The organism is Streptomyces sp. NPDC096040, assembly GCF_040303265.1.
Taxonomy (GTDB): Bacteria; Actinomycetota; Actinomycetes; order Streptomycetales; family Streptomycetaceae; genus Streptomyces.
The window spans coordinates 23,225-42,655 of the sequence record NZ_JBEOTA010000003.1; the positions used below are offsets into that span (position 1 = coordinate 23,225).

General features: G+C 70.1%; 21 protein-coding genes. 9 read left to right on the forward strand and 12 right to left on the reverse strand.

Translation table 11 applies throughout. The features are described from left to right. Positions 1-232: 232 nt before the first annotated feature. Positions 233-2,464 (reverse strand): glycogen debranching protein GlgX, encoded by a 2,232-nt coding sequence (gene glgX, locus ABTY98_RS03735; RefSeq protein ID WP_502994136.1) that lies wholly within the window; start codon positions 2,462-2,464, stop codon positions 233-235. Positions 2,465-2,707: 243 nt separating this feature from the next. Between glgX and ABTY98_RS03740 the strand changes: the two genes are divergently transcribed. From ABTY98_RS03740 to ABTY98_RS03765, 6 genes are all read left to right on the forward strand, one after another. Beyond that, positions 2,708-3,943, forward strand: a complete 1,236-nt coding sequence (locus ABTY98_RS03740; RefSeq protein WP_352219245.1) for a L,D-transpeptidase — start codon at positions 2,708-2,710, stop codon at positions 3,941-3,943. A gap of 156 nt (positions 3,944-4,099) precedes the next feature. Next, positions 4,100-5,326: a L,D-transpeptidase gene (locus ABTY98_RS03745; protein ID WP_352219555.1), complete on the forward strand. Its 1,227-nt coding sequence runs from the start codon at positions 4,100-4,102 to the stop codon at positions 5,324-5,326. A gap of 41 nt (positions 5,327-5,367) precedes the next feature. Further along, positions 5,368-6,135 (forward strand): enoyl-CoA hydratase/isomerase family protein, encoded by a 768-nt coding sequence (locus tag ABTY98_RS03750; RefSeq protein WP_352219246.1) that lies wholly within the window; start codon positions 5,368-5,370, stop codon positions 6,133-6,135. Between the two features lie 290 nt (positions 6,136-6,425). Beyond that, the gene (locus tag ABTY98_RS03755) at positions 6,426-6,929 is read left to right on the forward strand and encodes an ATP-binding protein (RefSeq protein WP_352219247.1); all 504 of its coding nucleotides are present in this window, start codon (positions 6,426-6,428) and stop codon (positions 6,927-6,929) included. 63 nt (positions 6,930-6,992) lie between these two features. Next, positions 6,993-7,793 carry a polysaccharide deacetylase family protein gene (locus ABTY98_RS03760; RefSeq protein ID WP_352219248.1) on the forward strand — a complete coding sequence of 267 codons (801 nt, stop codon included), beginning with the start codon at positions 6,993-6,995 and terminating at the stop codon, positions 7,791-7,793. Then, a complete protein-coding gene (locus tag ABTY98_RS03765) occupies positions 7,793-8,986 on the forward strand; it encodes a YncE family protein (RefSeq protein ID WP_352219249.1) in 1,194 nt (397 codons plus the stop codon). Before ABTY98_RS03760 ends, ABTY98_RS03765 begins: the two co-directional genes overlap by 1 nt. Positions 8,987-9,008: 22 nt before the next feature. Here the strand turns inward: ABTY98_RS03765 and ABTY98_RS03770 are convergent, their stop codons facing one another. Further along, the gene (locus ABTY98_RS03770) at positions 9,009-9,641 is read right to left on the reverse strand and encodes a GNAT family N-acetyltransferase (protein WP_352219250.1); all 633 of its coding nucleotides are present in this window, start codon (positions 9,639-9,641) and stop codon (positions 9,009-9,011) included. Positions 9,642-9,773: 132 nt separating this feature from the next. Here ABTY98_RS03770 and ABTY98_RS03775 point away from each other — a divergent pair, with 132 nt between their 5' ends. Both ABTY98_RS03775 and ABTY98_RS03780 read left to right on the forward strand, forming a co-directional pair. Beyond that, on the forward strand, positions 9,774-9,986 hold the full coding sequence (locus ABTY98_RS03775) for an EF-hand domain-containing protein (RefSeq protein WP_352219251.1): 213 nt from the start codon (positions 9,774-9,776) through the stop codon (positions 9,984-9,986). Positions 9,987-10,199: 213 nt separating this feature from the next. Continuing rightward, positions 10,200-10,862 carry an NADPH-dependent F420 reductase gene (locus tag ABTY98_RS03780; RefSeq protein ID WP_352219252.1) on the forward strand — a complete coding sequence of 221 codons (663 nt, stop codon included), beginning with the start codon at positions 10,200-10,202 and terminating at the stop codon, positions 10,860-10,862. Between the two features lie 316 nt (positions 10,863-11,178). Here the strand turns inward: ABTY98_RS03780 and ABTY98_RS03785 are convergent, their stop codons facing one another. The 6 genes from ABTY98_RS03785 to ABTY98_RS03810 form a co-directional block, all read right to left on the reverse strand. Next, positions 11,179-11,742 carry a Crp/Fnr family transcriptional regulator gene (locus ABTY98_RS03785; protein WP_352219253.1) on the reverse strand — a complete coding sequence of 188 codons (564 nt, stop codon included), beginning with the start codon at positions 11,740-11,742 and terminating at the stop codon, positions 11,179-11,181. A 51-nt stretch (positions 11,743-11,793) separates the two neighbouring features. Beyond that, positions 11,794-12,354 carry a glycoside hydrolase family 25 protein gene (locus ABTY98_RS03790; protein WP_352219254.1) on the reverse strand — a complete coding sequence of 187 codons (561 nt, stop codon included), beginning with the start codon at positions 12,352-12,354 and terminating at the stop codon, positions 11,794-11,796. Positions 12,355-12,467: 113 nt separating this feature from the next. Then, on the reverse strand, positions 12,468-12,635 hold the full coding sequence (locus tag ABTY98_RS03795; protein WP_352219256.1) for a hypothetical protein: 168 nt from the start codon (positions 12,633-12,635) through the stop codon (positions 12,468-12,470). 2 nt (positions 12,636-12,637) lie between these two features. Further along, positions 12,638-12,895, reverse strand: coding sequence for a PI-PLC domain-containing protein (locus ABTY98_RS03800; RefSeq protein ID WP_352219257.1), 258 nt, complete (start codon positions 12,893-12,895; stop codon positions 12,638-12,640). Between the two features lie 415 nt (positions 12,896-13,310). Further along, on the reverse strand, positions 13,311-13,526 hold the full coding sequence (locus ABTY98_RS03805) for a DUF397 domain-containing protein (RefSeq protein ID WP_352219258.1): 216 nt from the start codon (positions 13,524-13,526) through the stop codon (positions 13,311-13,313). Further along, on the reverse strand, positions 13,523-14,305 hold the full coding sequence (locus ABTY98_RS03810; protein WP_352219259.1) for a helix-turn-helix domain-containing protein: 783 nt from the start codon (positions 14,303-14,305) through the stop codon (positions 13,523-13,525). The genes ABTY98_RS03805 and ABTY98_RS03810 overlap by 4 nt, the downstream gene beginning before the upstream one ends. 290 nt (positions 14,306-14,595) lie before the next feature. On the opposite strand from ABTY98_RS03810, the gene ABTY98_RS03815 reads away from it, so the two are divergent. Then, positions 14,596-15,042 (forward strand): ATP-binding protein, encoded by a 447-nt coding sequence (locus tag ABTY98_RS03815; protein ID WP_352219260.1) that lies wholly within the window; start codon positions 14,596-14,598, stop codon positions 15,040-15,042. Here the strand turns inward: ABTY98_RS03815 and ABTY98_RS03820 are convergent. The 4 genes from ABTY98_RS03820 to gcvT form a co-directional block, all read right to left on the reverse strand. Next, on the reverse strand, positions 15,029-16,396 hold the full coding sequence (locus tag ABTY98_RS03820) for an L-serine ammonia-lyase (protein ID WP_352219261.1): 1,368 nt from the start codon (positions 16,394-16,396) through the stop codon (positions 15,029-15,031). The two genes, ABTY98_RS03815 and ABTY98_RS03820, sit on opposite strands and share 14 nt — an antisense overlap. Before the next feature lie 56 nt (positions 16,397-16,452). Continuing rightward, positions 16,453-17,715: a serine hydroxymethyltransferase gene (glyA, locus tag ABTY98_RS03825; RefSeq protein WP_352219262.1), complete on the reverse strand. Its 1,263-nt coding sequence runs from the start codon at positions 17,713-17,715 to the stop codon at positions 16,453-16,455. A 60-nt stretch (positions 17,716-17,775) separates the two neighbouring features. Further along, entirely contained in the window at positions 17,776-18,153 is a 378-nt protein-coding gene (gene gcvH, locus ABTY98_RS03830; protein ID WP_352219263.1) for a glycine cleavage system protein GcvH, read from the reverse strand. A gap of 143 nt (positions 18,154-18,296) precedes the next feature. Further along, positions 18,297-19,424 carry a glycine cleavage system aminomethyltransferase GcvT gene (gene gcvT, locus ABTY98_RS03835; protein ID WP_352219264.1) on the reverse strand — a complete coding sequence of 376 codons (1,128 nt, stop codon included), beginning with the start codon at positions 19,422-19,424 and terminating at the stop codon, positions 18,297-18,299. Between the last annotated feature and the right edge of the window lie 7 nt (positions 19,425-19,431).

The following is a 19,431-nucleotide window of genomic DNA, read 5'->3' on the forward strand; positions in this document are numbered from 1 at the left end:
GTGCGGCACGCGCTCCCCCAGAGGCTTGTCGTCACTCGCCGACGTCCCCCAGTCTTCGGCCGGGGGTGCCCCCGCGCGAGCTTGTTCGAGCGTGGGGGAGGCTGATGTCCACGCCTCCTCCGCCTTGCAGCCGCACGCACCACACCCCGCTCACCAGCGTCGATGAGTCACCGCTGATGTCCTGCGACTTGATCCGCCGGACAGCCCCAGCCCGCAACAGCCGGAGACCGCCTCAGCCGGCCACCTTGAGCAGCAGCACCGCCCGCGGCGGCACCGTGATCGCCGTCCCCGCCTCGTGCACCACCCCCGGTGCCTCCCCCTGCTCCTCCCGTGAGGTGTCCACGAGCACCTCGTAGCGCTCCGCCCACGGCGGCCCGGGCAGCAGGAACTCCGCCGGGCGGTCGCCGGCGTGCAGGACGGTCAGGAAGCTGTCGTCCAGGACCGGCGCCCCGCGTTCGTCGCGGCCGGGGATGTCCCGCCCGGAGAGATACATACCGAGGGTGGCGGCGGGCGCGTACCAGTCGCCCTCGGTCATCTCCTCGCCGTGTGCCGTGAACCAGGCCAGGTCGCGCAGTCCGTCCGCCGAGTGGGCGCGGCCCGAGAAGAAGGAGCGGCGGCGCAGCACCGGATGGCGGTGGCGCAGTGCGATGAGCCGGGAGGTGAGGTCGAACAGCTGACGCCAGGCCGGGTCTTCCAGCAATCCCCAGTCCAGCCAGCTGATCTCGTTGTCCTGGCAGTAGGCGTTGTTGTTGCCGCGCTGGGTGCGGCCCAGCTCGTCGCCGGCGACCAGCATCGGAACGCCCGTCGACAGCAGCAGGGTCGTCAGCAGGTTCCGCAACTGCCGCCTGCGCAGCGCCCGTACGCCCTCGTCGTCCGTCTCGCCCTCCACCCCGCAGTTCCAGGAGCGGTTGTCGCCGGCGCCGTCACGGTTGTTCTCGCCGTTGGCCTCGTTGTGCTTCGCCTGGTACGACACCAGGTCGCGCAGGGTGTAACCGTCGTGCGCGGTGATGAAGTTGACGGAGGCGTAGGGGCGGCGGCCGCCCCAGGCGTAGAGGTCGCTGGAGCCGGAGAGGCGGTAGCCGAGGTCGCGGACGTCCGGGAGGGCTCCGCGCCAGAAGTCACGGACGGCGTCCCGGTAGCGGTCGTTCCACTCCGTCCACAGGGGCGGGAAGGCGCCCACCTGGTAGCCGCCGGAGCCCACGTCCCACGGTTCGGCGATCAGCTTCACCCGGCGCAGCACCGGGTCCTGGGCGATGACCGCGAGAAAGGGGGAGAGCATGTCGACGTCGTGCATCGAGCGGGCCAGCGCGGCCGCGAGGTCGAAGCGGAAGCCGTCCACGCCCATCTCGGTCACCCAGTACCGCAGCGAGTCCGTGATCAGGCGCAGCACATGCGGGTGGACCACATGCAGGGTGTTGCCGCAGCCGGTGTAGTCGGCGAAGTGCCGGGCGTCGTCCTGGAGCCGGTAGTAGCCGCGGTTGTCGATGCCCTTCAACGACAGCGTCGGCCCCAGCTCGCCCGCCTCGGCGGTGTGGTTGTAGACCACGTCGAGGATGACCTCGATCCCGGCCGTGTGCAGCGCGCGCACCATCCGCTTGAACTCGCCGACCTGCTGTCCCGTCGTACCGGAGGCGGCGTAGGCCGCGTGCGGGGCGAAGTAGCCGATGGAGTTGTAGCCCCAGTAGTTCTTGAGGCCCCGCTTCAACAGGTGGTCCTCATGGGCGAACTGGTGGACGGGCAGGAGTTCCACGGCCGTCACACCGAGGTTCACGAGGTGCTCGACGGCGGCCGGGTGGGCCAACCCCGCGTAGGTCCCGCGGAGTTCCTCGGGTATGCCCGGGTGCAGTCTGGTGAAGCCGCGCACATGCAGCTCGTAGATGACGGAGTCCGCCCACGGGGTCTTCGGGCGGTGGTCGTCGGACCAGTCGTCGTCATCGTGGACGACCACGCCCTTCGGGACGTGCGGCGCCGAGTCCCGGTCGTCGCGGACGGTGTCGGCGACCCGCTGGTCCGGCCAGTCCCGCACATGCCCGTACACCTCGGGCGGCAGGCCGAACTCTCCGTCCACCGCACGCGCGTACGGGTCGAGCAGCAGCTTCGCCGGGTTCCAGCGGGCACCGGTCCACGGGTCCCAACGGCCGTCGACCCGGTAGCCGTACCGCTGCCCCGGCAGCACACCCGGCACGAACCCGTGCCAGATCTCGTGCGTCAGTTCGGTCAGCGGGACCATGGTCTCCCGTCCCCGCTCGTCGAAGAGACAGAGCCGGACCGCCTCGGCCCCGGCCGCCCACAGGGCGAAGTTGGTGCCGGCCACCCCGTCCGGGCCGACCCGGAACCGGGCGCCCAGCGGAGTCGACGACCCCGGCCGGGCCGCCGGGACGGGCAGGGCCGTCCCGTTCACCGCGGGGGCGTCCGCCCTCGGGGCCCGCGCCCGTGCTCCCTGCTGCTCGGCTGCGCTCGTCACCTGTCGGCCCCTTTTTTGTTCCGCGGCTCGCCGACCCCCGGGGGCGCACCCCACCCGTGTCCGGGCAGCCGACCGTGCCCGGACTCCCGGTCCCGGGCACGGTCGGCGGCTCGCTACGGCACGCCCGCGACGGCTCTCCCACGGGCGCGGCGGCTCCCCAGCTCGTCGTCCTTCCCTCTGTTCTGCCCAGTGCCGGCGTCGCACTCACGTTTCCCCGGGGCGTGCCCGCTCGTTGAGTCCCACGTGAGTCATGCACAAGGGCGCGCACGGCGCGCGGGGGCCGCGTTGGCCGCGGTACTGACATGGGTGGGGCTGCTGGCGGGAGCCGTCGGCTGCTCCTCCGACGACACGGAGGGGCTGGGCATCGACCACGTCCTCGGGGGCGCGCCCCCGGCCCCCGAGGACGTCATCCGCATCTCCCCGGACGACGGCACCAAGGCCGTACGCCCAGGCGAACGGCTGACGGTACGGGTGCCCAGCGGCCGCCTGGAGTCCGTCAGCGTCGTCAAGTCCCAGGACGCCCAGGACTCCCCGGTCCCCGGGCGTATCGGCGCGGACGGCATGACCTGGCGGCCGGACGACCCGAAACTCGCGCTCGCCGCCAAGTACACGGTCGACGCGGTCGCCCTGGACGGCCACGGTCGCCGCTCCGCCCGCCACACCACCTTCACCACCCTGGTCCCCGACGAACGCTTCATCGGGTACGTCACCCCCGAGAACCGCGCCACCGTCGGCACCGGGATGATCGTCTCCCTCGCCTTCAGTCGCGAGATCGAGAACCGCGCCGCCGTCGAACGCGCCGTCCAGGTCACCGCGAAGCCCGCGGTCGAGGTCCGCCCGCACTGGTTCGGCAAGAACCGCCTCGACTTCCGCCCCGAGCACTACTGGCAGCCCGGCACCGTCGTCACCGTCGGCCTCGAACTCCGCGACGTCGAAGGGGCCCGAGGGGTCTACGGCCTCCAGCACAAGACGTTCACCTTCACCGTCGGCCGCAGCCAGGTCTCCCTCGTCGACGCGTCCGAGCACACGATGGAGGTCCGCCGCGACGGCGACCTGCTCGCCACCGTCCCGATCACCGCGGGCGCGCCCGCCCACACCACCTACAACGGGAAGATGGTGGTGATGGAGATGCACGAGGTGACCCGCATGAACAGCCGCACGGTCGGCTTCGGCGGCGAGTACGACATCCCCGACGTCCCGCACGCCCTCAAACTCACCGACTCCGGCACCTTCCTGCACGGCAACTACTGGGCACCGGACGCCCCCGGACGCGTCAACGTCAGCCACGGCTGTGTGGGCCTGCGCGATGTGAAGGGCGGCAGCTCGGACACGCCCGCGGGCTGGTTCTACGACCGCAGCCTGATCGGGGACGTCGTCGAAGTCGTGCACAGCAACGACAAAACAGTCGCTCCCGACAATGGCCTCGGAGGGTGGAACATGGGGTGGAAGGAGTGGAAGGCGGGCGGCGCGGTCAAGTAACCAGGTGGGGGGCCGGGTCGGTGGGGCGAGAAGTTGCGACGCAACGGTGACATTCGCCCAACACCACGCTCAAAACCCTGCGGTTACTATGCGCCAATGCGCGATCGGCACGCGCCCGGGGTGGGCCTGACCAGGCCCTGGGAGGGGAGAAGGACTTTGAACGTACGGCCGATATCGGGGGCGGCGGTTCGGGCTCGCGGGAAGGGCCTGGCCGTCGCGGCCGGTGTTCTGCTCATGGCCGTCACCGCGTGCGGGGGCGGCTCCTCCGGCAAGGGGAGCGGGGACACCAAGCAGAAGGACTCCACGGCACAGGCGAGCAAGCAGTCCGTCGCCACCGTGACCATCAGCCCCAAGTCCGGGGCGACCGGTGTGGACACCAAGGGGGCGCTCAAGGTCGGCGCGGCCAAGGGCAAACTGACCGAGGTACAGGTCAAGGACTCCAAGGGCAACGAGGTCGACGGCGCGATCGCGGCGGGCGGTGCGAGCTGGACGCCGGCGGGCCACCTCGCCAACTCCACGAAGTACACGGTGCACGCGGTCGCGAAGGACGCCGAGGGGCGTGAGTCGGCCGAGGACTCCACGTTCACCACGCTCACCCCGAAGAACACGTTCACCGGCTACTTCACACCGGAGGACGGTTCCACGGTCGGCGTCGGCATGCCGTTCTCCATACGGTTCACCCGGGGCATCACCGACCCGGCCGCCGTCGAGAAGGCGATCACCGTCAAGACCGAGCCGGCGGTCGACGTCGAGGGCCACTGGTTCGGCAACGACCGCCTCGACTTCCGCCCCGAGAACTACTGGAAGTCCGGCACGAAGGTCTCCGTCACGCTCAACCTCAACGGCGTCGAGGGCCGCGACGGGGTGTACGGCCAGCAGGCCAAGACCGTGAAGTTCACGATCGGCCGCAACCAGGTGTCCGTGGTCGACGCCAAGAAGCACACGATGAAGGTCATGCAGGACGGCAAGGTCGTGAAGACCCTCGCCGTCACGACCGGCAAGCCCGGCTACGACACGTGGAACGGCCAGATGGTCATCAGCGAGAAGCTGCGGGTGACCCGGATGAACGGCGAGACGGTCGGCTACGGCGGCGAGTACGACATCAAGGACGTGCCGGACGCGATGCGGCTGACCACGTCCGGCACCTTCATCCACGGCAACTACTGGGGTGGCGACGCCTTCGGCAACTACAACGCCAGCCATGGCTGCGTGGGGTTGCGCGACATCCGGGGCGGGGGCGACCGGGGGCTGCCAGCCGCCTGGTTCTACGACCACTCGATGATCGGGGACGTGGTGACCGTGAAGAACTCGCATGACGCGACGGTCCCTCCGGACAACGGTCTGAACGGGTGGAACATGTCCTGGAAGGAATGGACCAAGTAGTCCTTCCGGGGCGCGGATGAACCGGCGTTAACCTGCTGGGCATGACTGTGACCCTCGAAGTCGCCGAAGGCGTCGGGACCCTCCGTCTCGACCGGCCCCCGATGAACGCCCTTGACGTCGCCACCCAGGACCGGCTCAGGGAACTGGCGGAAGAGGCCACCCGCCGCGAAGACGTCCGCGCTGTCGTGATCTACGGCGGCGAGAAGGTCTTCGCGGCCGGGGCCGACATCAAGGAAATGCAGAACATGGACCACGCCGCCATGATTCTGCGCTCCCGTGGTCTCCAGGACTCCTTCACCGCCGTCGCCCGGATTCCCAAGCCGGTCGTCGCCGCCGTCACGGGGTACGCCCTCGGCGGCGGCTGCGAGCTCGCCCTCTGTGCCGACTACCGGATCGCCGCCGACAACGCGAAGCTCGGTCAGCCGGAGATTCAGCTCGGGCTCATCCCGGGGGCCGGGGGCACCCAGCGGCTGCCCCGTCTGGTCGGGCCCTCCAAGGCCAAGGACCTGATCTTCACGGGCCGTATGGTCAAGGCGGACGAAGCCCTCGCCATCGGTCTGGTCGACCGGGTCGTACCCGCCGCCGACGTCTACACGGAGGCGCACGCCTGGGCGGCCAGGCTCGCCCAGGGGCCCGCGATCGCGCTCAGGGCCGCCAAGGAGGCGATCGACACCGGCGTCGAGACCGACCTGGAGACGGGGCTCGCCGTCGAACGGAACTGGTTCGCCGGGCTGTTCGCGACCGAGGACCGCGAGCGCGGTATGCGGAGCTTCGTGGAGGAGGGGCCGGGCAAGGCGAAGTTCCTGTGATGTTCGCCTGGTTGTGAAAGCCCCGAACCACTTGCAATTGACGTGATGTCTGATTCCTGGGTCCCTCGATGGGGCGGTTTATGGGAGCCTTAACGCACCCTTAAGTCTGCCTTGTCGAGGGAGTCCGTCGATTGCCAGGAGATGAGTCGTCACCGCAGGTCGGACGGGCTGTCGAAGGCCCCGAAATGCCGATGGCATATGCCGTTCGGCCGGTGCCGGGCGGAGTCTTCGCGGAGGCGTATTCCTCCGGAACGGCCCCGGAGGGCCCGCAGGGCGGCCATGATGGGGGCATGGCGGGGCTGGAGGGCATCGAACAGCCGCGGGGACACAGCCGTGCGGCCGCGGCGCGGTGGTCGCCTGCGGTCGAGGACGAGCGGGCACTCAAGGCGATCGAACTGTTCGGCAACCCCACGGAAGCAGAGGTTCCGCTGCCGTCCCGCCCCGAGTCCGCCGCCACCGCCCGCCGGCTCGCCCAGGTCGTCGTCCTGCGCCAGTGGCGGCTCAGCCCCAAGATGACGGAGGACGCGGTCCTACTCGTCTCCGAACTCGTGGGCAACGCCGTACGACACACCGGCGCCCGCGTGTTCGGACTGCGGATGCGCCGCCGCCCGGGATGGATCCGGGTGGAGGTACGGGATCCCTCGCGGGGGCTGCCCTGCCTGATGCCGGTTCAGGACATGGACGTCAGCGGGCGGGGCCTGTTCCTGGTGGACAAGCTGTCGGACCGGTGGGGCGTCGATTTGCTGCCGCGAGGCAAGACGACATGGTTCGAGATGCGGGTGGCCGACCGATAGCGGGCTCGCCTGACTGGCCCCCTATCAGGTCAATCACGCATTTTCTTACCCAACCCCCCTTAAATGGGACGGGTGACCACCACCAACCGACGCGACGTCCTCCGCGCAGGCGCCGGCCTCATCGCCGGAGGCACACTCGCCACCGGTTGCGGCAACACCGGCACCGACGCACCACCCCCGCACCCTGCCGCCAACCTCGCATCAACCACCCCCACCTCGGCTGCCCCCACCTCCGCCGCCCCTGCCCCCCGCGCCTTCCCCGGGCAGCCGCTCCAGATCACCCACGGCCCCAGCGCGAGCGCGGCCGTCGCGCTCACCTTCCACGGCCAGGGCGACCCCACCCTCGCCACCCAGCTGCTCACCACCGCCGAGAAGCACGGCGCCCACCTCACGGTCCTGGCCGTGGGCAGCTGGCTCGACGCACACCCCGCCATGGCCCGCCGCATTCTTGACGGCGGCCACGACCTGGGCAACCACACCCAGCGGCACATCTCCATCAACGCCATGGCCGAGGCCGACGCCCGCCAGGAGATCACCGACTGCGCGGACCGCCTCAGACGGCTCACCGGGTCGATCGGCAGCTGGTTCCGTCCGTCCAGGACGGCCACCGCATCGCCGCTGGTCGCCCGGCTCGCGACCGAGGCCGGCTACCCGCACGTGCTGTCGTACGACGTCGACTCGCTCGACTACACCCGGCCCGGCGCGACGGCCATCACCCGCAAGGTGCTCGCGGAGGTCACCGGCGGTTCGGTGGTGAGCATGCACTTCGGGTATGCGGACACGGTCGCCGCCCTCCCTGTCGTACTCCAAGAACTCGACGGCCGCGGGCTGCGCGCGGTCACCACCACGGAGCTGCTGAGCTGATGCGAACCACGAAAGCCGCCCGACTGCCGGCCGTCGCCGCTGCCCTCGCCGCCCTGGCGCTGCTGTCCGCGTGCGGCGGCGGATCCGGGGCCCCCGAGACACCGGCCGCCCGCAGTACCGCTCCCGTGCAGCCGCAGGCGAAGAAGGCGGACCCGGTCGTCGACGTGCTGCCGGGAATGCCCCCGGTCCTCGACCCGACCGACGTGTACTCCGCCGACCGCCCCGGCAACCTCTCGCCGGTCGTCAAGGACTTCCCGTCCCGGATCTACGTCCCCAACACCAACTCCGACACCGTCTCCGTCATCGACCCGAAGACGTACACGGTGACCGACACCATCCGGGTCGGCCGCCAGCCCCAGCACGTCGTGCCGTCCTGGGACCTGAAGACCCTGTGGGTCAACGACGACCTGGGCAACAGCCTCATCCCGATCGACCCGAGGACCGGCCGGGCCGGCAAGCCGGTCGCCGTGCACGACCCGTACAACCTGTACTTCACGCCCAACGGCAGGTACGCCATCGTGATGGCCTCCGCGGACCGGCAGTTGGTGTTCCGGGACGCCCACACCATGAAGACCGTCAAGACCGTCCCGGTCAGCTGCTACGGCGTCAACCACGCCGACTTCTCCCTGGACGGACGGTACTTCATCGTCTCCTGCGAGTTCAGCGGGGAGGTGCTCAAGGTGGACACCGAGAAGATGGAGGTGCTCCGGCAGGAGAAACTGCCGTTCCACGGCGCCATGCCGCAGGACGTCAAGGTCTCGCCCGACGGCAAGCTGTTCTACATCGCCGACATGATGGCCGACGGGCTGTGGATCCTGGACGGCGACGCCTTCACCAAGCCCACCTTCCTCGCCACCGGTAAGGGCGCCCACGGGCTGTACGTCAGCCGGGACTCCCGCAAGATGTACGTCTCCAACCGGGGCGAGGGCACCATCTCCGTCTTCGACTTCGCCCAGAACCGGCTGACGGAGAAGTGGCGGCTGCCGGGCGGCGGCAGCCCGGACATGGGCGGGGTGTCGGCGGACGGCAAGATCCTGTGGCTGTCCGGACGTTACAACTCCGAGGTGTACGCCATCGACACCCGCACCGGCACCGAACTCGCCCGCATCCACGTCGGCAGCGGCCCGCACGGCCTCGCCGTCTATCCGCAGCCGGGCCGCTACTCCCTCGGCCACACCGGCATCTTCCGCTGACCGCGCCGCCGCGGCCGGTGGTTCACGTCCTGAACAGCAGCGCCTCGGCGCCGACCGGCAGATAGCCGGCCGCCTGGAGCGTCCGCACGCTGCGGGCGTTCCCCGGGGCGACCTGCGCCCACAGGGGCTCCTCGGCCAGCTGCCGGGCGGCGGTCACCAGTTCCCGGCCCAGCCCTCGCCGCCGTACCCCCTCATCCACCTCCACCGAGACCTCGAGCCGCCCGGCGACACCCCGGCCCAGGACGACCAGTCCGCCCTCTGTCGCCCAGGCGCGCACCTCGTCACGGCGGGCTCGGGCGTAGGCGACCCGGGAGTGGTCGGGGCCGGTGAGTTCGGTCAGCGGGAGGTCCGGTCGGCCGGGGAGCGGGGTGGCGACCAGCAGCGCGTCGATCGTCTCCTGCTCGCGGCCCGTGCGGTCCATCAGAGCGGCCAGGAAACGCGCGTTCATGGTCGCGCAGAGGGGGTCGCAGGGGGTCGCGCGCAGGGTGTCGTACACCCACTCCGGGTCCTCGTCGACGAAAACCACCGAGTGCGCGGTGAAGGAGAGGACCCCCGCGTCCCGGGCGGAGGGCTGCGGGACGACGGTCGTACGGCCGTCCGGTGGCGGGAAGACACCGCGGGCCGCCGCGTCGAGAACGTCCCGCAAGGTCTCCATGGCCGTGCCCGCTCCTTGAGTCTCCACCCACTGGAAGGCCCACACTTCCAGGCATGCTGCGCCAGACCGTTAATCTGACCTGCGACAGTACGCCGACACGGCACAAGCAACACGAACAAAAGGGGCGGATCGGTGGCGGACATCGAAGAAGCGCGCATCCACTTCCAGCGGATCGATGCGGACGGTGACGGGTTCGTCACCGCCGCCGAGTTCAAGACCGCTCTCGCGCAGGGGGGCGACTGGAACGTCACCGAGACGGTCGCCCAGGCGATCATCAACAGCCGCGACCTGGACGGCGACAGCGTTCTGTCGTTCGACGAGTTCTGGGCCCACCTGAGCAAGTAGGCGCCAGGAGCGAGGAGCGAAGGGGGTCCGGTTCCCGGGCCCCCTTTCTCCTGTCCGGGGTTCAGGCCTCATGCCCAGGGTCCGACGCGGACGAGGCCCGGAACCGGCAGCTCACCCGTTCGGCTCAGCTGCGGAATAGGTCGCGTACGCCCGAGGTTGGTGCCGCACAGCAGCTATTGCATGCATGCGCATCGACTCTCGAAAGGCGTTGTCATGAAGATCGGCATCATCGGCGCGGGCAACATCGGCGGCAACCTCACCCGGCGGCTCACCGCCCTCGGGCACGACGTGGCCGTGGCGAACTCGCGCGGCCCCGAGACGCTCCGCGAACTGGCCGAGGAGACGGGAGCGACGGCCGTACGGGCCGAGGAGGCCGCGCGCGGCGCCGACGTCGTGGTCGTCACGGTCCCGGTGAAGGCGGTACCGAACCTGCCGGCGGGCCTGCTGGACGGCGCGGCGGCGAACGTCGCCGTGATCGACACCGGCAACTACTACCCGCGCGAGCGTGACGGCCGTATCGACGAGATCGAGGACGAGGGCATCACGGAGAGCCGCTGGACCGAGCGCCGGATCGGCCACCCCGTGATCAAGGCCTTCAACGGCACGTACGCCCAGGACATCCTGGACCGCGGGCGCCCCGCCGGCGACCCCGACCGCCAGGCCGTCCCGGTCTCCGGCGACGACGAGGCGGCCAAGCGGGTCGTCCGCGCCCTGATCGACGAACTCGGCTTCGACACGGTCGACAACGGCGGCATCGACGACTCCTGGCGCCAGCAGCCGGGCACGCCGGTGTACGGCCTGCGGGCGGGCGTCGAGGGCGTACGGAAGGCCCTGGCGGAGGCGTCTCCGGAGCGGCCGGAGGACTTCCGGGGATAGGGCGGTGCGGCGAGGGGCCGGGGTTTCTGTGAATCCTCCGGACCGGGATCGGGCCGCTGTGCGCCACATGGCGTAGACGTCGCCGCCGGTGTTCTATCCAGAACACGGCAGACCGTGCCGTGCAGCCGCGTCACCCTACCCGGCTGCACGGCGCCGCCCGGACACCCCGTGGGCTTGGGGAAACCGCCAAGCGCGAGAGCGAGACCGGGGGACGCTCCCGGCACAGGCGGCTCCACGGGGACGGCCGGCGGCGGGACCGAACTGGGGAGCCCGGCCCCGCCGCCGGTGCCGCACCGGACGACGGCTTTCGAGGTGATCACCCGTCGAAGGCCTGGTCCTTCAGTTGGTCCATGGCTCGCACTGCCAGCCACTGGCGTCCTGTCACTATCCGGCCCTGCGCTCGCCATTGCTCCAGGACGCGGCTCACCGTGCGCCGGGAGGTGAGGAGGAGGCCTGCCAGGTCGTCCTGGGAGAGGGGGCGGGCTGTGCGGTGGCCGGGACCGTCCGGTTCCGGGAGGCCGCAGCGTTCGACCAGGTCGAGGAGGAGGGCGGCGAGGCGGGCGGGGGCCGGTTCGGTGATGCCGGCGCGCTGGGTGTCCGCCTCGCGCAGCCGTCGTACCAGCGTCTGCTCGAAGGCGGTGGCGATACCGGGGCGGGCCCGGGCCAGCACGTGGAAGCGGCCGGCGGGCAGGTGCAGAAGGTCGGCGTCGGTGGCCGTGACCAGCGTGGCGGAGCGGCGGCCGCTCTCCACCGAGCCCTGTTCGCCGAGGAGTTCGCCGGGCCCGCGCAGCGCGAGCAGGGCGCGGTAGCCGGCGTGCGACTGGGCGACCACCTTGACCCAGCCGTGCACCAGCACGACGAGATGGTCGGAGCCAATCACCCTGCGTGAGGAACTGCCGGCCGGCGAGGAGCGGGACCCGCGTCGCCGCCCTCAGTCTCCCTTCTTCGCCCAGGCCGCGAGGGCCGCCTTGCTGGCGAAGTCCGCCACGTTCTTGTCGTGCGGGTCGCTCGTGTACTGGTGGAAACGCCACTTGGCCTTGATACGCGGGTGGCCGGCGCTGACGTAGTCGGCGATCCAGAGGCCGTCGCCGGCGAACGAGGTGGTGTCGATGGTGAGCCAGAAGTCGCGGTTGGTGTACAGCACCACCCGGTTGCTGGGCCGCAGTTCCTGCACTGTTCGGATGAAACGGTCCTTCTCTGCGTTGCTCGCATGCGTGCCGTCGCCGGTGGTCTCCCAGTCGACGGCGAGGATCTCGCCCGCCTTCTCGGGGGCGTGCTGGACGAAGTACTCGGCTTGGGCGGTGAGGTTGCCCGGCCAGAGGAAGTGGTAGTAGCCGACGACCAGTCCGGCGTCGCGTCCGGTCTTGGTCTGGGCGGCGAGCTTGGGGTTGACGTACGAACGTCCCTCCGTCGCCTTGATGAAGACGAAGGAGAGGCCGTCCGTGTCGTAGGCGGAGGACTGGTACGCGCTCACGTCGATTCCGTGCAGCATGTGGGGGCTCCCTGGGTGCCGGTGGGGGAGACAGGAGTGGGGGGCGGGAATTGCAACTGCGTATTCCGTATTCCCAGGTTCGGCACGGGCGATCCGCGTGGGCGCGTGAATTGTCAGTTCCGGGCGGCCACCTCGCCGAGCACGGCCGCCGGCTTCGTCGACCAGTCCGAGGTGATGATGCCGGCGTGGTCGGCCGCGAGCAGTGCGAGGCGCGCCGCGACCTCGGCATCCGTCGGGCTGGTCGAGGAGATCGCCGGTGAGACGTTGTAGGCGTCCGTCATGATCAGGAGTAGTGGTTCGTGGAGTAGAACGACGTGTCGTAGCCGTTGTTGACGTAGGTCGCGGCGTCGCCGTCGAAGAACACGAACCAGGGCCGGATACCGGCGTCGTACCGGCTGGTGCTCGGGTCCCCGTTCGCCGCGCCCAGCACCGCCGGGAAGGCCTGGGCCGCGGAGATCTGCCCGGCGGCGTACAGACCCCGCAGGTGGTCGCCGTACTCCTCGTCCGTCCAGTAGTGGTCGAACGGGTTGGCCTGCTCCACCGTGCCCGGGATCAGCTCGAAGACGAACTTGCCCTTGAGCGCGTCCCGGGTGGGCCAGGCGTCGGCCTTGCGGCCGCGTCGAGTGTGGAGTACGACGAACCGAGCAGGTCGGCGGGCTTGTACACGCTGCTCTGCCGAGTTTCTGGGAGACGAGCGTGTCGAACTCGTCCGGCCCGAGGCCCACGTTGTTGTTGAACCCGACCTTCATCTCGACCTTGACGACGACGGGCGCGTGGTCCGGTGCAGTTGCTCCCGGGCAACTCGCTGGGCTGTCGGCGTATTCGCAGTTGTTGTCGTTGCCGAAGGGGTTGCTGTGGCTGACTCGCCACCGCTTGCTGATGCTGTCCGCGTATACGTCCAGCTCCAGAGGCTCGCTACGGAAGGAGCCAGCAGGGCTCTCGCGATCGTACGAGTGTCAGACGCCCCGCCCCGAAGAGGTCAACCCGACGAACCCCACCCACGCCTCACGTGACACCGTGACGACAGGCCCGGCGACGGCCTTGGAGTCCCGGACGTGCACAACTGCCGTAGCAGCCGCGACCTCCACACACTGACCGCCCTCGGCGCCGCTGTAGCTGCTCTTGAACCAGGCGAGGCCGGATGCCACGGTCGAGGACTCAGCGTTGTTCATAGCGATCTCAGCAACCCTTCGATGAAGCCCAACGAGTCTCGCGAGGTGAGAGCCTGTGATCGGATAATCCCATAGCGCGCGGCGGCGATAGTCGTCTGTGCAGGCTCGGTCTGAAGGGCGCTGGTTCCCTGTGCTTCCGCGTACACGAACCTCTTGCCGTCCTGCCGAGAGACGACCGTGAACGGTCCGTCCACACCGGCGTGTTCCTCGCAGTCGAGCGGGATCACCTGGATCGCGACGTTACGCTTCTGGCCGATCAGGAGGAGTTGCTCCAACTGGCCGCGCAGGACGTCCTTTCCGCCGAAGCGACGCCGCAGGACTGACTCGTCCAAGAGGAAGCCCAGCAGGGGCACAGGCCGCCGATCGAAGATGTCCTGTCGGTCCAGTCGCAAAGTCACCCGCTGCTCGATGGTTTCCGGGTCCAGAGGTGGACGCCGCATGCTGAGCAACGCCCTCATGTACTCCTCGGTCTGGAGCAGGCCGTTGACGACAAGCGTGTCGTACATGAGCAGTTCGATGGCCTCCTTCTCCAGCGCCGCCATCCCCTGAAAGAAGACGGGATACTGCGCCCGCTCCACCTGCTCCTTCCACAGGCACAGCAACCCGTCCGCCCGTAACACCTCATCCGCCCGGTCGATCGTCCGAGACGACGGGATCCTCCGCCCCTGCTCGAACGACGCGACCGTCGCCGCCGAGTACCCGATCAGCTTGCCGAACTCCGCGCGGTCCAGCCGCTCCCGCAGCCGTAGCGTCTTCAACGTCTGCCCGAACGCGGTCATCACCCGAGGTCCACCATCGCCTCGCCCCCGCCGGGTGCCTCCGCAGCCTCCGCCACCACCCCAGCCACCGTATCGTCCGTCACCGACCACCGCCCTCCCCGGCCCAACGCCTCCGCGGGGACCGCCGTAACGCCGCGAGCCTCGTACCCGTGCCGACACCGCACGTACAGCAACCCGCGTCGGTGCGTCACCACTGGTCACGCTACGCCACCAACGAGACCGTTATCCGCATGACGAGCAAGCCCGACAGCCCCACCGCCCCCAGGTAACCCACCACTCCCACCGCGCACTTGACCACCGCACCGGACCACCCCGCCGCCCACACCTTCGAGATGCGTTTCACCTCCACCCCGCGCGGAGCCCGCCTCGCCCGCCGTCTGACCGCCGTCCGGCTCGACGCCTGGGGTATCCCGTACGACACGGAACCCCATGACGACATCGTGCTGATCGTCGCCGAACTGACCGCCAACGCCGTACGGCACGGTCATGTCCCCGGCCGGGACTTCCACCTCCGTGTGCACGCCCCGGCCGATGCACGCCTCGTACGTGTCGAGGTCACCGACACCCGCGCCGAACGCCTCCCGCCCCGCCCCGTCGGCCTCTATACCGCCGACATGACGGAAACCAGCCGCGGGCTGCTGATCGTGGCGGGCCTCGCTGCTCGCTGGGACTGGCACCCGCGTCCTGGCGGGCCGGGCACAACGGTGTGGGCGGACTATTCCCTCAGCACTCGATGATGTTCACCGCGAGCCCGCCCCGGGCCGTCTCCTTGTACTTGACGCTCATGTCGGCGCCCGTGTCCTTCATGGTCTTGATGACCTTGTCCAGGGACACCTTGTGGGAGCCGTCGCCGCGCATGGCCATGCGGGCCGCGGTGACCGCCTTGACCGCGGCCATGCCGTTGCGTTCGATGCAGGGGATCTGGACCAGGCCGCCGACCGGGTCGCAGGTGAGGCCGAGGTTGTGCTCCATGCCGATCTCGGCCGCGTTCTCCACCTGCTCCGGGGAACCGCCCAGTACCTCGGCCAGCGCGCCCGCCGCCATCGAGCAGGCGGAGCCGACCTCGCCCTGGCAGCCGACCTCGGCGCCGGAGATGGAGGCGTTCTCCTTGAAGAGCATGCCGATCGCGCCGGCGGCGAGGAGGAAGCGGACCACTCCGTCCTCGTCGGCGCCGGGGACGAAGTTGATGTAGTAGTGCAGGACCGCGGGGATGATGCCAGCGGCGCCGTTCGTGGGGGCGGTGACCACCCGGCCGCCCGCCGCGTTCTCCTCGTTCACGGCCATCGCGTAGAGCGTGATCCACTCCATCGCGTGCGCCAACGGGTCGCCCTCGGCGCGCAGTTGGCGCGCGGTGATGGCGGCCCGGCGGCGTACCCGCAGACCGCCCGGCAGGATGCCCTCCCGTGACATCCCGCGCGAGACGCACGCCTGCATCACCCGCCAGATGTCCAGCAGACCCTCGCGGATCTCCTCCTCGGTGCGCCAGGCCCGCTCGTTCTCCAGCATCAGCGCGGAGATCGACAGACCCGTCTCCTTCGCCAGGCGCAGCAGCTCGTCGCCCGTGCGGAAGGGGTACTTCAGGACCGTGTCGTCCAGCTTGATGCGGTCCGCGCCGACCGCCTCCTCGTCGACGACGAACCCGCCGCCGACCGAGTAGTACGTCTTGGACAGCAGCTCCGCCCCGGACGCGTCGTACGCCCAGAGGGTCATGCCGTTCGCGTGGTACGGGAGCGTTTTGCGGCGGTGCAGTTTGAGGTCGGTGTCGTAGGAGAAGGCGATCTCGTGCTCGCCGAGGAGCGACAGGCGTCCGGTCGTCCTGATCGTCTCGACCCGGTCGTCCGCGGTCTCCACGTCGACCGTGCGCGGCGAGGCGCCCTCCAGGCCGAGCAGTACCGCCTTCGGGGTGCCGTGGCCGTGGCCGGTCGCACCGAGGGAGCCGTACAGCTCGGAGCGTATCGACGCGACGGAGTCCAGCAGCCCCTCGTTGCGCAGGCGTCGTGCGAACAGGCCGGCCGCGCGCATCGGCCCGACGGTGTGGGAGCTCGACGGGCCGATGCCGATCGAGAACAGGTCGAAGACCGAGATGGCCACGGGAACTCCTCCTAGGAGGGTGGGGGCACACGCCATCGGGTGCCCCCACCGGGGAACTACTTGTTCAGACCGGGGTACAGCGGGTGCTTGTCGGTCAGGGCGCTGACCCGGGCCTTCAGCGCGCCCGCGTCGTACGACGGTTTCAGCGTCTCGGCGATCACGTCCGCGACCTCGGTGAAGTCCTCGGCCGTGAAGCCACGCGTGGCCAGCGCCGGGGTGCCGATCCGCAGACCCGAGGTGACCATCGGCGGCCGCGGGTCGTTCGGGACGGCGTTGCGGTTGACCGTGATGCCGACCTCGTGGAGGCGGTCCTCGGCCTGCTGCCCGTCCAGTTCGGACTCGCGCAGGTCGACGAGGATCAGGTGGACGTCCGTACCTCCGGACAGGACGTTCACACCGGCCTCGCGGGCGTCGGGCGCGGTCAGCCGCTCGGCGAGGATGCGCGCACCCTCCACCGTACGACGCTGGCGCTCCTTGAAGTCCGCCGAGGCGGCGACCTTGAAGGAGACCGCCTTCGCCGCGATCACATGCTCCAGGGGACCGCCCTGGAAGCCCGGGAAGACGGACGAGTTCAGCTTCTTCGCGAAGGCCTGGCGGGCCAGGATGATGCCGCCGCGGGGGCCGCCGAGCGTCTTGTGGGTGGTGGAGGTGACCACGTCGGCGTACGGCACGGGGTTCGCGTGCAGACCGGCGGCCACCAGGCCGGCGAAGTGGGCCATGTCGACCCACAGGTACGCCCCGACCTCGTCGGCGATCCGCCGGAACTCCGCGAAGTCCAGCTCGCGCGGGTACGCCGACCAGCCGGCGATGATCACCTTCGGCCGGTGCTCCTTGGCGAGCCGCTCCACCTCGGCCATGTCGACGAGACCGGAGTCGTCGACGTGGTAGGCCACGACGTCGAACTGCTTGCCGGAGAAGTTCAGGCGCATGCCGTGGGTGAGGTGGCCACCGTGGGCGAGGTCCAGACCCAGGATGGTGTCCCCGGGCTGGGCCAGCGCGAACAGGGCCGCCTGGTTGGCGGAGGCACCGGAGTGCGGCTGCACGTTGGCGTACTCGGCGCCGAACAGCTCCTTCACCCGGTCGATGGCGATCTGCTCGGTGACGTCGACGTGCTCGCAGCCGCCGTAGTAGCGGCGGCCCGGGTAACCCTCGGCGTACTTGTTGGTGAGTACCGAGCCCTGCGCCTCCATGACCGCGACCGGAGCGAAGTTCTCCGAGGCGATCATCTCCAGGGTGGACTGCTGGCGCTCCAGCTCGGCGTCGACCGCGGCCGCGACCTCCGGGTCGAGCTCGTGCAGGGGCGTGTTCAGAACGGACATCAGTTTCTACGACTCCTCAGCCGGTGTTTCTACGACTCCTCCGCCGGTGCGCTACGGCGCTCAGCCGGCGGTGAAGGCGGTGTACTCGTCGGCGGAGAGCAGGTCGGCCGGCTCGTCCGCGACGCGCACCTTGAACAGCCAGCCGCCCTCGAACGGGGCCGAGTTCACCAGGGACGGGTCGTCCACGACGTCCTCGTTGACCTCGGTGATCTCACCGGTGACCGGCGAGTACAGGTCGGAGACCGACTTGGTCGACTCCAGCTCGCCGCAGGACTCGCCCGCGGTCACCGTGTCGCCGACGGCCGGGAGCTGGACGAAGACGACGTCACCGAGCGCGTTGGCCGCGTGCTCCGTGATGCCGACCGTCGCCACGCCGTCCGCGGCGGCCGACAGCCACTCGTGCTCCTTGCTGTAACGCAGCTGCTGGGGGTTGCTCATGGCCTGAATTCTCCTGTACGCGGGGGAGTGCTGGGGAAAGAGGACTGCTGGAAAGGGACGTGAGCAGCGGAAATGTGCGCAGGGTCACGCGGGCGCCGCGCTCGGTGTCCGATTCTCGTCTAATTCTGAGTCTGACTCTGTGTCTACTTCTGGCGCTTGTAGAACGGCAGCGCCACGACCTCGTACGGTTCGTGGCTGCCCCGGATGTCCACGGCCACGCCCGCCGTGCCCGGCGCCGAGTGCGCCGCGTCGACGTACGCCATGGCGATGGGCCTGCCCAGGGTGGGGGAGGGGGCACCGGAGGTGACCTCGCCGATCACCTCGCCGCCGGCGACCACCGGGTACCCGGCGCGCGGCACCCGGCGGCCCTCGGCGATCAGGCCGACCAGCACCCGCGGCGGCCGGGCGGCGGCACGGTCGGCGGCCTCCCGGAGCGCCTCGCGCCCCACGAAGTCGCCCTCCTTCTCGAACTTCACCACCCGGCCGAGCCCGGCGTCGAAGGGGGTCAGCGAGGTGGTCAGCTCATGCCCGTAGAGCGGCATGCCGGCCTCCAGGCGCAGGGTGTCCCGGCAGGACAGCCCGCAGGGCACCAGGCCGACACCCTCACCCGCCTCGGTGAGTGCCTGCCACAGCCGCACCGCGTGTTCCGGCTTCACGAACAGCTCGAAGCCGTCCTCGCCGGTGTAGCCGGTGCGTGCGATCAGCGCCGGGACCCCGGCGACGGTGCCGGGCAGCCCCGCGTAGTACTTCAGGCCGTCCAGATCGGCGTCGGTCAGCGACTTCAGGATGCCCGGCGACTCGGGCCCCTGGACGGCGATCAGCGCGTACGCGTCCCGGTCGTCCCGCACCTCGGCGTCGAACCCGGCGGCACGCTCCGTCAGCGCGGCGAGGACCACCTGGGCGTTGGAGGCGTTGGCCACGACCATGTACTCGGTGTCGGCCAGCCGGTAGACGATCAGGTCGTCGAGGATGCCGCCGTCGGCCCGGCAGATCATGGTGTAGCGGGCGCGCCCGACGCCGACGGAGGCGATGTTGCCGACCAGCGCGTGGTTCAGCAGGGCGGCGGCCTGGGGGCCGGTCACGGTGATCTCGCCCATGTGGGAGAGGTCGAAGAGCCCGGCCCTGGTCCGCACGGCGACATGCTCGTCGCGCTCGGAGCCGTAGCGCAGGGGCATGTCCCAGCCGGCGAAGTCGGTCATGGTCGCGCCGAGCGCGCGATGCACGGCATCGAGCGCGGTACGGCGGAGTCCAGCGGAATCGGAACTGCTCATCGGTCGG

What these genes read in the sequence shown, in the direction of transcription:
- ABTY98_RS03770 (WP_352219250.1), bottom strand. Translation starts at nt 9,641, where the DNA reads ATGGAGACCTTGCGGGACGTTCTCGACGCGGCGGCCCGCGGTGTCTTC.
- gcvH (WP_352219263.1), bottom strand. Translation starts at nt 18,153, where the DNA reads ATGAGCAACCCCCAGCAGCTGCGTTACAGCAAGGAGCACGAGTGGCTG.
- ABTY98_RS03780 (WP_352219252.1), top strand. Translation starts at nt 10,200, where the DNA reads ATGAAGATCGGCATCATCGGCGCGGGCAACATCGGCGGCAACCTCACC.
- ABTY98_RS03755 (WP_352219247.1), top strand. Translation starts at nt 6,426, where the DNA reads ATGGCGGGGCTGGAGGGCATCGAACAGCCGCGGGGACACAGCCGTGCG.
- ABTY98_RS03765 (WP_352219249.1), top strand. Translation starts at nt 7,793, where the DNA reads ATGCGAACCACGAAAGCCGCCCGACTGCCGGCCGTCGCCGCTGCCCTC.
- ABTY98_RS03790 (WP_352219254.1), bottom strand. Translation starts at nt 12,354, where the DNA reads ATGCTGCACGGAATCGACGTGAGCGCGTACCAGTCCTCCGCCTACGAC.
- ABTY98_RS03795 (WP_352219256.1), bottom strand. Translation starts at nt 12,635, where the DNA reads ATGACGGACGCCTACAACGTCTCACCGGCGATCTCCTCGACCAGCCCG.
- ABTY98_RS03810 (WP_352219259.1), bottom strand. Translation starts at nt 14,305, where the DNA reads ATGACCGCGTTCGGGCAGACGTTGAAGACGCTACGGCTGCGGGAGCGG.
- gcvT (WP_352219264.1), bottom strand. Translation starts at nt 19,424, where the DNA reads ATGAGCAGTTCCGATTCCGCTGGACTCCGCCGTACCGCGCTCGATGCC.
- ABTY98_RS03750 (WP_352219246.1), top strand. Translation starts at nt 5,368, where the DNA reads ATGACTGTGACCCTCGAAGTCGCCGAAGGCGTCGGGACCCTCCGTCTC.
- glyA (WP_352219262.1), bottom strand. Translation starts at nt 17,715, where the DNA reads ATGTCCGTTCTGAACACGCCCCTGCACGAGCTCGACCCGGAGGTCGCG.
- ABTY98_RS03805 (WP_352219258.1), bottom strand. Translation starts at nt 13,526, where the DNA reads ATGAACAACGCTGAGTCCTCGACCGTGGCATCCGGCCTCGCCTGGTTC.
- ABTY98_RS03760 (WP_352219248.1), top strand. Translation starts at nt 6,993, where the DNA reads ATGGGACGGGTGACCACCACCAACCGACGCGACGTCCTCCGCGCAGGC.